The 12,769-nt window shown below is 60.2% G+C and carries 9 protein-coding genes and 1 pseudogene; 9 read left to right on the top strand and 1 reads right to left on the bottom strand.

Annotation, left to right across the window (positions count from 1 at the left end; translation table 11 throughout):
* Window positions 1-3: 3 nt before the first annotated feature.
* The 9 genes from accC to BLT55_RS24865 all read left to right on the top strand — a co-directional run bounded on the left by accC (window position 4) and on the right by BLT55_RS24865 (window position 12,083).
* On the top strand, window positions 4-1,347 hold the full coding sequence (accC, locus tag BLT55_RS24905) for an acetyl-CoA carboxylase biotin carboxylase subunit (protein ID WP_002555371.1): 1,344 nt from the start codon (window positions 4-6) through the stop codon (window positions 1,345-1,347).
* Window positions 1,348-1,484: 137 nt separating this feature from the next.
* On the top strand, window positions 1,485-2,363 hold the full coding sequence (gene prmA, locus BLT55_RS24900; protein WP_055001240.1) for a 50S ribosomal protein L11 methyltransferase: 879 nt from the start codon (window positions 1,485-1,487) through the stop codon (window positions 2,361-2,363).
* 24 nt (window positions 2,364-2,387) lie between these two features.
* Window positions 2,388-3,704 carry a DUF3426 domain-containing protein gene (locus BLT55_RS24895; protein ID WP_055001241.1) on the top strand — a complete coding sequence of 439 codons (1,317 nt, stop codon included), beginning with the start codon at window positions 2,388-2,390 and terminating at the stop codon, window positions 3,702-3,704.
* A 318-nt stretch (window positions 3,705-4,022) separates the two neighbouring features.
* On the top strand, window positions 4,023-5,036 hold the full coding sequence (gene dusB / locus BLT55_RS24890) for a tRNA dihydrouridine synthase DusB (RefSeq protein ID WP_057414805.1): 1,014 nt from the start codon (window positions 4,023-4,025) through the stop codon (window positions 5,034-5,036).
* Window positions 5,033-5,353 (top strand): DNA-binding transcriptional regulator Fis, encoded by a 321-nt coding sequence (gene fis, locus BLT55_RS24885; protein ID WP_007250933.1) that lies wholly within the window; start codon window positions 5,033-5,035, stop codon window positions 5,351-5,353. The genes dusB and fis overlap by 4 nt, the downstream gene beginning before the upstream one ends.
* A gap of 82 nt (window positions 5,354-5,435) precedes the next feature.
* Window positions 5,436-7,040 (top strand): bifunctional phosphoribosylaminoimidazolecarboxamide formyltransferase/IMP cyclohydrolase, encoded by a 1,605-nt coding sequence (gene purH / locus BLT55_RS24880; RefSeq protein ID WP_055002052.1) that lies wholly within the window; start codon window positions 5,436-5,438, stop codon window positions 7,038-7,040.
* A gap of 198 nt (window positions 7,041-7,238) precedes the next feature.
* Window positions 7,239-8,534 carry a phosphoribosylamine--glycine ligase gene (purD, locus tag BLT55_RS24875; RefSeq protein WP_055002053.1) on the top strand — a complete coding sequence of 432 codons (1,296 nt, stop codon included), beginning with the start codon at window positions 7,239-7,241 and terminating at the stop codon, window positions 8,532-8,534.
* A 90-nt stretch (window positions 8,535-8,624) separates the two neighbouring features.
* Window positions 8,625-11,414 carry a hybrid sensor histidine kinase/response regulator RetS gene (retS, locus tag BLT55_RS24870; RefSeq protein WP_055002054.1) on the top strand — a complete coding sequence of 930 codons (2,790 nt, stop codon included), beginning with the start codon at window positions 8,625-8,627 and terminating at the stop codon, window positions 11,412-11,414.
* Between the two features lie 72 nt (window positions 11,415-11,486).
* Complete coding sequence (locus BLT55_RS24865) at window positions 11,487-12,083, top strand: MarC family protein (RefSeq protein ID WP_055002063.1); 597 nt, start codon at window positions 11,487-11,489, stop codon at window positions 12,081-12,083.
* Window positions 12,084-12,089: 6 nt separating this feature from the next.
* Here the strand turns inward: BLT55_RS24865 and BLT55_RS24860 are convergent.
* Window positions 12,090-12,725: pseudogene (locus BLT55_RS24860) on the bottom strand (hypothetical protein).
* Between the last annotated feature and the right edge of the window lie 44 nt (window positions 12,726-12,769).

Here is a 12,769-nt window from a genome sequence, read left to right as displayed (position 1 = left end):
GCGATGTTGGAAAAAGTTCTGATCGCCAACCGCGGCGAAATTGCCTTGCGCATCTTGCGTGCCTGTAAAGAACTGGGCATCAAGACCGTCGCTGTACACTCCACGGCAGATCGCGAGCTGATGCACCTGGGCCTGGCAGACGAAACCGTCTGCATCGGTCCGGCACCGGCCAACCTGTCTTACCTGAACATTCCGGCGATCATTTCCGCTGCCGAAGTGACCGGCGCCACGGCGATTCACCCTGGCTACGGTTTCCTCGCGGAAAATGCCGATTTCGCCGAACAGGTCGAAAAATCCGGCTTTGCCTTCATCGGCCCGAAAGCAGACACCATTCGCCTGATGGGCGACAAGGTTTCTGCCAAGGACGCCATGAAGCTGGCCAATGTGCCTACCGTTCCGGGTTCTGACGGCCCGCTGCCGGAAGACGAAGCGACTGCGCTGCGCATCGGTCGCGAAGTCGGTTATCCGGTGATCATCAAGGCCGCCGGTGGCGGTGGTGGTCGCGGCATGCGTGTGGTTCATCGTGAAGAGGACCTGATCGAGGCCGCTTCCCAGACCCGCGCCGAAGCGGCCGCCTGGTTCAGCAACCCGATGGTCTATCTGGAAAAATACCTGACCAACCCGCGTCACGTGGAAGTCCAGGTCATTTCCGATGGCCAGGGTCAGGCGATTCATCTGGGCGACCGCGATTGCTCGCTGCAACGTCGTCACCAGAAAGTTCTGGAAGAAGCACCGGCACCGTTCATCGACGAACAGGCACGCGCTGATGTACTGGCCGCCTGCGTCAAGGCATGTATCGACATCGGTTATCGCGGCGCGGGGACTTTCGAGTTCCTGTACGAGAACGGTCGTTTCTACTTCATCGAAATGAACACCCGTGTTCAGGTGGAGCATCCGGTTTCGGAAATGGTCACCGGTATCGACATCGTCAAGGAGATGCTCAGCATCGCCGCCGGCAACAAACTGTCGTACACCCAGGATGACGTGGTCATCAAGGGTCATGCGCTGGAATGCCGGATCAACGCTGAAGACCCGAAAACCTTCGTTCCGAGCCCGGGTCTGGTCAAGCATTTCCATGCGCCGGGCGGTAATGGCGTGCGGGTCGATTCGCACCTGTACAGCGGTTACAAAGTGCCGTCGAACTACGACTCGCTGATCGGCAAAGTGATCACCTGGGGCGCGACTCGCGAAGAAGCCATGGCACGCATGCGCAATGCCCTGGATGAAATCGTGGTCGACGGGATCAAGACCAACATCCCGCTTCACCGTGATCTGACCCGTGATGAAGGCTTCTGCGAAGGCGGCGTCAACATCCATTACCTGGAGCATAAACTGGCCAATCAATAAGCCAGTGTGTTTCACAACGACAAAGCCGCAGTGATGCGGCTTTGTTGTTTGCAGCGCATAGCAGTAAACTTGCCCGCTTCCTGCGGCCTCAAGGGCCGCGCAAGCCGCACCTATTTCAGAATCGAAGGTAATCCGCCATGCCTTGGCTGCAAGTCCGTCTCGCCATCAGCCCAGAACAAGCCGAAACCTACGAGGACGCCCTGCTTGAAGTCGGTGCCGTGTCTGTGACCTTCATGGACGCCGAAGACCAGCCGATTTTCGAGCCCGAGCTCAACACCACGCCCTTGTGGACGCACACCCACTTGCTGGCGCTGTTCGAAGCCGACACCAATGCCGAAATGGTTCTCGCCCACTTGAGCCTGCTGACCGGCGCAGAACTGCCTGAGCACAGCGCCGAAGTCATCGAGGATCAGGACTGGGAACGCAGCTGGATGGACAACTTCCAGCCGATGCGCTTTGGCCAGCGCCTGTGGATCGTACCCAGCTGGCACGCTGCGCCGGAACCGGATGCCGTGAACCTGCTGCTCGACCCGGGCCTGGCATTCGGCACCGGCACGCACCCGACCACCGCCCTGTGCCTCGAGTGGCTGGACGGTCAGGACCTCAAAGGCTGCAACGTACTGGATTTCGGTTGCGGCTCGGGCATTCTGGCCATCGCGGCGCTGCTGCTGGGTGCCAGCCAGGCAGTCGGCACCGACATCGACGTGCAGGCGCTGGAAGCCTCGCGTGATAACGCCGGGCGCAACAACATCGCAGCCGAACGTTTCCCGCTGTACCTGCCGCAAGACTTGCCCGCTCAGCAGGCCAACGTGCTGGTGGCCAACATTCTGGCCGGCCCGCTGGTGTCGCTGGCGCCGCAGCTGACCACGCTGGTCAAGACCGGTGGTCGCTTGGCGCTGTCCGGGATTCTCGCCGAACAGGGCGAAGAAGTCGCTGCAGCCTATGCTGAAAACTTTGAGCTTGACCCGATCGCAAACCGTGATGGCTGGGTACGCATCACGGGCCGCCGCCGTTAATCGCCGCCTGAACCGGACTGCCGCATGACCGACAGCTTTGTCACCCAGTGCCCGCACTGCCAAACCAGTTTCCGAGTCAGCCACGCACAATTGAGCGTGGCGCGCGGCGTGGTGCGTTGCGGCGCCTGCCTGCAGGTTTTCAACGCCGCCCGGCAGTTGCTGGAACAGCGTGCCATCGACGACTCCGGGCGCACGGTGGTTGCGCCGCTACCCGCCGTCACCGAGCAATCGCTGCCTGAACAGCCCGTCACGCCGCAGCCGGCATTCACGCCACAGCCCTCGCAGGCCAAGGCCGTCGAGGACGACGATGACATCTGGCAGGTCAGCGAAATGGACCTGGACAACCTTAATCTGGACGAAGAGCTGGCGCGCCTCGAACAACGCGAGACCCGCCGGCCGGACACCTTCGAGCAAACGGCCAGCCCTGCCGATAACGACACGGTAAGCCTCACCGCCAAGCGCGACACCCGTCAGACCGACGAGGCCGCCTGGGTCGACACGCTGCACAACGACGACGTCGAGCATTTGCCGGAGCTGCACGCCGAGGTCGTTTCGCAAGATTCCACCGAAGAGCCAGAACCCGTGTCGGACAACGACCGTACCGAGCCCTCGCTGTCGCTGGATAAAGACCTCGATGATGACGAGCCACACGTGCCCGTCATCATTCAGCGCAAGGCGCTGCCTGTCGAGAAGGCCGAGCGCTGGTCCGCAGTGGATGACGACGATCAGGATGACGAGCATGAGCCCGAGCCTGATCTGCGCAGCAAACGTGCCCGCAACGAACCGGCCGTGCGCGATCAGGCATTGCTGGACCTCACCGACGACCCTTTGCAGCTGGACTGGCAGCGGCCCAAGCCGCGCTGGGGCCGGCGCCTCGCCTGGATCGTGCTGGTTGTGCTGGCGCTGGCCGGTCTGGCGGGTCAATACATCTGGTATCACTTCGACCAACTGGCGCGCCAAGACCAATACCGCCCCTGGTTTCAGGAAATCTGCCCGCAGATTGGCTGCAAGGTGCCGAGTAAAGTCGACATTGCCCAACTCAAGAGCAGCAATCTGGTGGTGCGCAGCCACCCCGATTTTCAGGGGGCGCTGGTGGTCGACGCGATCATCTACAACCGCGCACCGTTTTCTCAGCCATTCCCGCTGCTGGAGCTGCGTTTTTCCGACACCAGCGGCCAGTTGATTGCCAGTCGTCGGTTCAAACCGAGCGAATACTTGAGTGGCGAGCTGGCCGGCAAGGATGAGATGCCGCCGCAGACGCCGATCCATATTGCGCTGGACATCCTTGATCCGGGCGCCAAAGCGGTGAATTACAGCCTGAACTTCCGCTCTCCCGAATGACAGGCGATTACCGCAACCCACTCCCTTAACGGCCCTGACTGGCCTGATTTGCGCTATAGAACGCAGCATGATCACCGAAGTTTTTCTATGAATCGGCGCTTGATTACGTTCTTCAAGGGCCGAAGACAGCTGTTCAGATTTTATCCAATTCAGCCTTTATCCAGTCATCGAGAGCGGGTATCATGTCAACCCTTTTTCAAACTCTCGGTTCGATCTGACGGTGGCGCAAGCGGCTGGCTGGACGGGCCGTTGCAGACCGGGTGAAACGTTTTTTTTACACGGCCTGCGGATGATTTGGCCTCCACAACAGGTAAGGCTATGTCGGCAGTACGCATCGGCCCATATACAGTGCACAACGGCCTGGTTCTCGCCCCGATGGCGGGCGTCACCGACCAGCCTTTCCGTCAGCTGTGCCGACAACTCGGTGCGGGGCTGGTGGTGTCGGAAATGGTCACCAGTGACATGAGCCTGTGGAACAGCCGCAAATCGCGTCTGCGCATGATCCACGAAGGCGATCCCGAGCCCCGCTCGGTACAGATCGCCGGGGGTGATCCGCAGATGCTGGCCGATGCGGCACGTGCCAATGTCGAACTGGGCGCCCAGATCATCGACATCAACATGGGCTGCCCGGCCAAGAAAGTCTGTAACAAGGCGGCCGGTTCGGCGCTGCTGAAAGACGAACAACTGGTCAATGACATCCTGCAGGCCGTGGTGGCGGCAGTCGATGTGCCCGTCACGCTGAAGATCCGCACGGGCTGGGATCGCGACAACCGCAACGGTCTGACCGTGGCGAAAATCGCCGAACAGGCCGGCATTCAGGCATTGGCGGTACACGGACGCACCCGGGCTGACCTTTACACCGGTGAAGCCGAGTACGACACCATCGCCACGATCAAGCAAGCGGTGTCGATTCCGGTCTTTGCCAATGGCGACATCGATTCACCGGAAAAGGCCCGGCGCGTGCTCCAGGCCACCGGCGCGGACGGATTACTGATTGGCAGGGCCGCCCAGGGGCGCCCCTGGATTTTTCGCGAGATAGAACACTACCTGCGCACCGGGGAAACACTGCCGGCCCTGCAGTTGAGTGAAGTGGAACGCATTCTGCTTGAGCATCTGGCAGCGCTCCACGTTTTCTATGGCGACGTGATGGGTGTGCGTATCGCGCGCAAGCATGTCGGCTGGTATCTCGCAACCCTGCCGGGCGCCAGAGAGTTTCGCGCCCTTTTCAATCGTTTGGAAGATACGGAAGCACAGTGCGCCAACGTTCGGGAGTTCTTCAGCCAAGGCTGCAAGGGCCCGGATAACCAGAATGATAAAGAGGTGGCCGCATGACGTTGATGACCGAGACTTTAGTGAGTGGAACAGCCCCTGTGAGCGACAATGTCAATTTGAAACAGCACCTCAACACGCCGAGCGAAGAGGGTCAGACCCTGCGCGGAAGCGTCGAGAAGGCGTTGCACAATTATTTCGCCCACCTCGAAGGCGCATCCGTCACTGACGTCTACAACCTGGTGTTGTCGGAAGTCGAGGCCCCGCTTCTGGAAAGCGTGATGAACTACGTCAAGGGCAACCAGACCAAGGCTTCCGAGCTGCTGGGGCTGAATCGCGGCACGCTGCGCAAGAAACTCAAACAGTACGATCTGCTTTAAAGCATTCAAAACAGAAAAAGCGGCCCTCCCTGCACCCGGTCGTTTTTTTTGCTGACTTCTTTTGCTTTTGATGGAAACCGAGATGACCGACCAGACTACCCGCCTGCCGATCCGCCGCGCTCTGATCAGCGTATCCGACAAGACAGGAATCCTCGAATTTGCCCGCGAGCTTGAAGCGCTTGGCGTCGAGATTCTTTCCACTGGCGGTACATTCAAGCTGCTCAAGGACAACGGCGTTGCGGCGGTCGAAGTGGCCGATTACACCGGCTTCGCTGAAATGATGGACGGCCGGGTCAAGACCCTGCACCCGAAGATCCACGGCGGCATTCTGGGCCGTCGCGGTGTCGACGACGCCATCATGAACGAGCACGGCATCAAGCCGATCGATCTGGTCGCGGTCAACCTGTACCCGTTCGAAGCCACGGTTTCCAAACCGGGTTGCGACTTGCCGACTGCTATTGAAAACATCGACATCGGCGGCCCGACCATGGTCCGTTCCGCTGCCAAGAACCACAAGGACGTCGCTATTGTGGTCAACGCCGGTGACTACGGCCGGGTGCTGGAAAGCCTCAAGGCAGGTGGCTTGACCTACGCGCAGCGTTTCGAGCTGATGCTCAAGGCGTTCGAGCACACCGCCGCCTATGACGGCATGATCGCCAACTACCTGGGCGGCGTCGACCAGACGGCCGAAACCCTCAGCACCGAAGGCCGCAGCCAGTTCCCGCGCACCTTCAACACCCAGTTCGTCAAGGCTCAGGAAATGCGCTACGGCGAGAACCCGCACCAGAGCGCGGCGCTCTACGTTGAAGCCAAACCTGCCGAAGTCGGCATCGCCACCGCGACCCAGTTGCAGGGCAAAGAGCTGTCGTTCAACAACGTGGCCGACACCGATGCGGCACTGGAATGCGTCAAGAGCTTCGTCAAGCCGGCCTGCGTGATCGTCAAGCACGCCAACCCGTGCGGCGTTGCAGTCTGCCCGGATGACGAAGGCGGCATCCGCCAGGCTTACGAACTGGCCTATGCCACCGACTCGGAATCGGCGTTTGGCGGCATCATCGCCTTCAACCGCGAGCTGGATGCGGCAACCGCCAAGGCCATCGTCGAGCGTCAGTTCGTCGAGGTGATCATCGCCCCGAGCGTCAGCGCCGAAGCACGCACCATCATCGCCAGCAAAGCCAACGTGCGCCTGCTGACCAGCGGCCAGTGGAACGAGCGTCTGCCGGCCTGGGACTACAAGCGTGTCAATGGCGGTCTGCTGGTGCAGAGCCGCGACATCGGCATGATTACCGAAGCCGACCTCAAGGTCGTCACCCGGCGTGCACCGACCGAACACGAAATGCATGACCTGATCTTCGCCTGGAAAGTCGCCAAGTACGTGAAGTCCAATGCCATCGTCTACGCCCGCAACCGCCAGACCATCGGCGTCGGCGCAGGCCAGATGAGCCGCGTGAACTCCGCACGCATCGCAGCCATCAAGGCCGAGCATGCCGGCTTGCAGGTGCAGGGTGCGGTGATGGCGTCCGACGCCTTCTTCCCGTTCCGTGACGGCATCGACAACGCGGCCAAGGTCGGCATCACCGCCGTTATCCAGCCGGGCGGCTCGATGCGCGACAACGAAGTGATTGCCGCGGCAGACGAAGCCGGCATTGCGATGGTGTTCACCGGCATGCGCCACTTCAGGCACTAATCAGAAAAACGGCCGCACTGCCGCAGGCGTCTGCTGCGTTGAATGGGGCTCCGCTGATGCTCATTGCCAAGAGGCAACTCCGCTCAGCGAAGCCCCATCCGCCTTGCATACACCAACGCCATTGCGACCTCGTATTGCGGTATTGATCCTTGCAGACACACCGCGTACTCCAGAATCAGCGTCATCGAGGTTTTTGAAATGAATGTTTTGATCATTGGCAGCGGCGGTCGTGAACACGCTCTGGCCTGGAAAGTCGCTCAGGACCCGCGTGTCCAGAAGGTGTTCGTTGCACCCGGCAATGCGGGCACGGCGATTGAAGCCAAGTGCGAGAACGTGAACATCGACGTGCTGGCGATGGAGCAATTGGCGGATTTCGCCGAGCAGAACGTTTCGCTGACCATCGTCGGCCCTGAAGTGCCATTGGTTGCAGGCGTTGTCGATCTGTTCCGCAGCCGCGGCCTGCATTGCTTCGGCCCGACGGCCGGCGCTGCGCAGCTGGAAGGCTCCAAGGCATTTACCAAGGATTTTCTGGCGCGCCACAAGATCCCGATGGCCGACTATCAGAACTTCACCGAGATCGAGCCTGCACTGGCGTATCTGCGTGAAAAAGGCGCGCCGATCGTCATCAAGGCCGACGGTCTGGCGGCAGGCAAGGGCGTCATCGTCGCCATGACCCTCGCCGAAGCCGAAGACGCGGTACGCGACATGCTGGCCGGCAATGCTTTTGGCGATGCCGGTTCACGCGTTGTAATCGAAGAGTTTCTGGATGGCGAAGAAGCCAGCTTCATCGTCATGGTCGACGGCAAGAATGTGCTGCCAATGGCCACCAGCCAGGACCACAAACGCGTCGGCGACGGCGATAGCGGCCCGAACACGGGCGGCATGGGTGCCTACTCCCCTGCCCCGGTGGTCACCGCCGAGGTTCATCAACGGGTCATGGACCTGGTCATCTGGCCGACCGTCCGTGGCATGGCTGAAGAAGGTAACGTTTACACCGGTTTCCTCTATGCTGGTCTGATGATCGACAAGGCTGGCAACCCCAAGGTGATCGAGTTCAACTGCCGCTTTGGCGATCCGGAAACCCAGCCGGTCATGTTGCGTCTGCAATCGAGCCTGGTGTTGCTGATCGAAGCGGCTCTGGCACAAGCGCTGGACAAGGTCGAAGCCCGATGGGACCCACGCCCGAGCCTGGGTATCGTGCTGGCGGCCGGTGGTTATCCTGGCGATTACGCCAAAGGTGCCGTCATCGAGGGGCTGGATGCCGCTGCGCAACTGGAAGGCAAGGTATTCCACGCAGGCACCGCCTTGCAGGATGATCGTGTCGTGACCAGTGGCGGTCGTGTACTGTGTGCCACAGCACTGGGTGACAGTGTCGGCAGCGCGCAGAATAATGCCTACGCGCTGGCATCGAAGGTCAATTGGGAAGGTTGTTTTTACCGTAATGACATTGGCTACCGTGCCATTGCCCGCGAGCGTGGCGAAGAACAAGAATGATCAACCCGGCCAGCGCCTGACCAAAGGCTCTGGCCGGCTATCCTGCGCTGCGCGGTTTTACCAGGCATTCACTCACGAAGGGATTTCATAGTGCGTTGGCTCAGGATTGCCATAGCCTCAACGGTCGGCCTGCTGACCTTGCTGTGCATGCTGTCGGCTCAGGCAGAGCATGGCGCAGGCTGGTCAACGCTGCTCGACGAAAAAGCCAGCCTGTCGCTGGATGAAATCCGTTCGGCGCGCTATCAGAATCAATTCAGCCCCACCGAACTGGAGCGTGTCGCTGCCACCGAGCGCAGCGGCGCGGTGTGGCTGCATTACCGGTTGCAACCCACCCAGCACGAGCAACTGCTACGCATCTTCGCGCCAGACCTTGTCAGCGCTGACATGTATGTCATGGATGGCGACCAGTTGATCGATCACCTGCGCACCGGTAACGAGGTGCCCATTGAAGATCAGCGCCTGCCTTCCAACGATTTTCTGTTGCCTATTCCGCAAAGCTCGGCCTCTCTGGATATCTACCTGAGGCTGGTGTCTGCCCAGAAAATGCGTCCCAGCATCACGCTGGAGTCAGCGATCCAGAGCGCGGCAGACGAGACCGAACCGTTTCTGTTCGGCCTGTTGTTCGGTGCGCTGTCGATGCTGATCGTACAGAACCTGACGCGCTATGGGCATACCCGCTCACGCAGCAATCTGTGGCTGGCGGCCTGTGAGTCGTTGCTCGGGCTCAGCGCCCTGCTGTTGCTCAACCTGCTGCGCCCGATCGATCCATGGCACATCGCCCAGACGCCAAGCGCGCACTTGGCTCTGCTGTTGGCTGCGGTGGCAGGCTTGATCTACACCTACTACTTCTTTGTCCACCGCAATGTGCGCAAGCTTGATCGGCTGCTGCTGGGCAACGCCGTACTCATGGGGCTCGGCGCGCTGCTGGTACTGTTCGACAGCACACTGCCGATCAACATCCTTACCTTCGTTCTGGTGTCGATTACCACCCTGAGCATTCTTGCGGTGTCAGTGTGGCACTGGCAGAAAGGCTATCGTTCAGCACGCCTGTTCGTGCTGGGGATGATCACCTTCAATATCGGTTACATGGTGGTGCTGCCAGGCCTGTTGTGGCTCAGCCTGATCCCGCCACAATGGCTGATCCTCGCGCTGCTGAGCGTATTCTGCATCAGCGGCTTGTTGATGAGCCTGGCCCTGAGCGAACGCCATCGCAGCATCACTGAAGACCGCTTCAGCCTCAGTCGCGACCAGGCCGCCAGCACCGCAGAAATCAATGCCAAGGCAGAATTTCTGGCCAAGATCAGCCATGAGATACGCACACCGATGAATGGCGTGCTGGGCATGACCGAACTGTTGCTTGGCACGCCGCTGTCGGTCAAGCAGCGCGATTATGTTCAGACCATCCACAGCGCCGGTAACGAGCTGCTGACACTGATCAACGAAATTCTCGACATCACCAAGCTGGAATCAGGGCAGATCGAGCTCGACGACGTGCAGTTCGACATCAGCGCGCTGGTCGAGGACTGTCTGAACATTTTCCGCGCCAAGGCAGAACAGCAGCAGGTCGAACTGATCAGCCTGATCCAGCCGCAGGTGCCGCGTGTCATCAGTGGCGATCCGACCCGCTTGCGTCAGACCCTGTTGAGCCTGCTGGAAAACGCCCTGAAGAAAACCGACGAAGGCGAAATCCTGCTGGCAGTGGCGCTGGAAACGTCGAAAACTGGCCCGGTTCGCCTGCGCATTGCGGTGCAGGACAGCGGCGAGTCGATGTCCGACGAAGAGCGCGACGAACTGCTGCATGCCGAGCTGCACAGCAGAAACTTCCTCGCCAGCAGCAGGCTGGGCGGCCATTTGGGGCTGGTGATTGCCCGCCAGCTGATCGTGCTGATGGATGGCGAGTTCGGCATCCAGAACAGCGGCACCCCAGGCAATACACTGTGGCTGACCCTGCCGCTGGACGCCAAGCTGCTGGAACAGCCGACCATCGACCTGGACAGCCCGTTGAAGGATGCCAGGGTGCTGGTGGTCGACGACAATGATACCTGTCGCATGGTGCTGGTCCAGCAATGCAGCGCCTGGGGCCTGAATGTCAGTGCCGTGGCGTCCGGCAAGGAAGCACTTGCACTGCTGCGCACCAAGGCGCACCTGCGTGACTATTTCGATGTGGTCCTGCTGGACCAGAACATGCCCGGCATGACCGGCATGCAACTGGCCGCCAAGATCAAGGAAGACCCGAGCCTGAATCACGACATCCTGCTGATCATGCTCACCGGCATCAGCAATGCGCCCAGCAAGATCATCGCCCGCAACTCCGGTATCAAGCGCATTCTGGCCAAACCGGTCGCGGGCTACACGCTCAAGACCACGCTGGCCGATGAGCTGACTCAATTGAACAAAGGCGTAACAGCCCCCAAGTCCAGCCCGGTGTTCAACACTCCGGTCAGCGTGCCGGGCGACTTCCGGATCCTGGTGGCCGAAGACAACAGCATTTCGACCAAAGTGATTCGCGGCATGCTCGGCAAGCTCAATCTCAATCCCGATACCGCCAGCAACGGCGAAGAAGCGCTACGCGCCATGAAAGCGCAGCGCTACGATCTGGTGCTGATGGATTGCGAAATGCCGATCCTCGATGGTTTCTCGGCCACTGAGCAGCTACGTGCCTGGGAAGTCGGCAATCAGCGCGTGCGCACGCCGGTTGTCGCCCTGACCGCGCACATCCTCACCGAACACAAGGATCGCGCACGTCAGGCCGGCATGGACGGCCACATGGCCAAGCCCATCGAGTTGTCGCAACTGCGCGAACTGGTCGAGCATTGGGTGGCCCATCGCGACAAGGCTCGCGGACTGACCTCGGCCGGCGAGTTGTATCAACAGAACTGACAGCGCATCGGCAAAGCACACGGGCCTGATAGACTGGCGCTGCCCACTCATCTGCCGATGCGAGCCAACGTCATGCTTCACGTGTTGTTCAGCGTTTATCTGAAAATGCTGGTGCTTTACAGCCCGTTCTTCGTTCTTTCCTGCTTTATCAGCCTGACCCGAGGTCACTCGCGCAAGGAACAGCGTCGTCTGGCCTGGAAAGTGGCGCTGGCCACGCTGATCTCCAGCGTGCTGCTGTACTTGTTCGGGCGGATCATTTTCGATGTGTTCGGGATTACCGTCGATGCGTTTCGGATCGGCGCCGGCAGCGTGCTGTTCATCTCGGCATTGGCCATGGCGCAAGGCAAGTCCGCGGTGCAGACCGACAACATCCAGCAGGACGTGACCATCGTTCCGTTGACCATTCCGCTGACGGTAGGCCCCGGCACTATCGGTGCGCTGCTGGTCATGGGCGTCAGCCAGCCCCACTGGGATGACAAGCTCACTGCCATCCAGAGCATCGCGCTGGCCAGCCTGACGGTCGGCGTGGTGCTCTACCTCGCAAACCGCATCGAGCGCATTCTAGGTGATCAAGGCTTGCAGATCGTCAGCCGCCTGATGGGGCTGTTCGTCTGCGCGCTGGCTGCGCAGATCATTTTTACCGGCGTCAGGGGTTATCTGCTGCCCTGATCGGGCTCAGATAGATGCCGAACGCACCATATTGCGTGCTTTGCCATCCAGATAACGCGCCACGTCGCTGCGAAAAGCCGCGTAAACATCGCGGTCAAAGGTGTAACTGCCGCCCTTGAAGTGGAACAGCAGTCATCGCGTACCCGGCGCATGGTCGTCAACACTCAGGTGCAGACTGCACAGCAACAGAAGGGTCCGGTTCGGCTTGTAATTTTCACAGGGTACGACCTGAAAACTGCCAAGACGGCCTTGATCGAAACCGTTTTGAAAATAAGACTCCGCTGCCTGATTCACCCCCATCACACTGAAGGCACGTTGCACCATGCCGCCAAGACGCTTGCGGTCTGCAGGGTTGCTGAGCTTGAAGGTCGCCTGCAGCAAATCGTCAACGTTACTCACGACCAGCGAGTCCCCCAGAATCACTCCTGTTTGCTGTATGCCGCGCGCCTTGAGCCGGTTGCGGTAGTAATGCATCCAGCTGCTCCACTGCGTCTTGAAATCGAACTGTTTGCCGGCGAACAATTGCGCATCCAGCAGCACGTCCTGAAGGTCGGAGCGTTCCTCGCTCGATAACCCTGGAAGAAACGCCACCATACTGGGGATATTGCCCAGATAGGCGGCGTTATCTGTGTCTGTACTCATTTTTTTCACTCTCTTCCATGAGGGCCTGACTACCGTTGCAGGCT

It is taken from the genome of Pseudomonas cannabina, assembly GCF_900100365.1.
Classification (GTDB): domain Bacteria; phylum Pseudomonadota; class Gammaproteobacteria; order Pseudomonadales; family Pseudomonadaceae; genus Aquipseudomonas; species Aquipseudomonas cannabina.
Note: the sequence above shows the minus strand (reverse complement) of the source record. Positions and strands in the feature narration are given on the sequence as shown.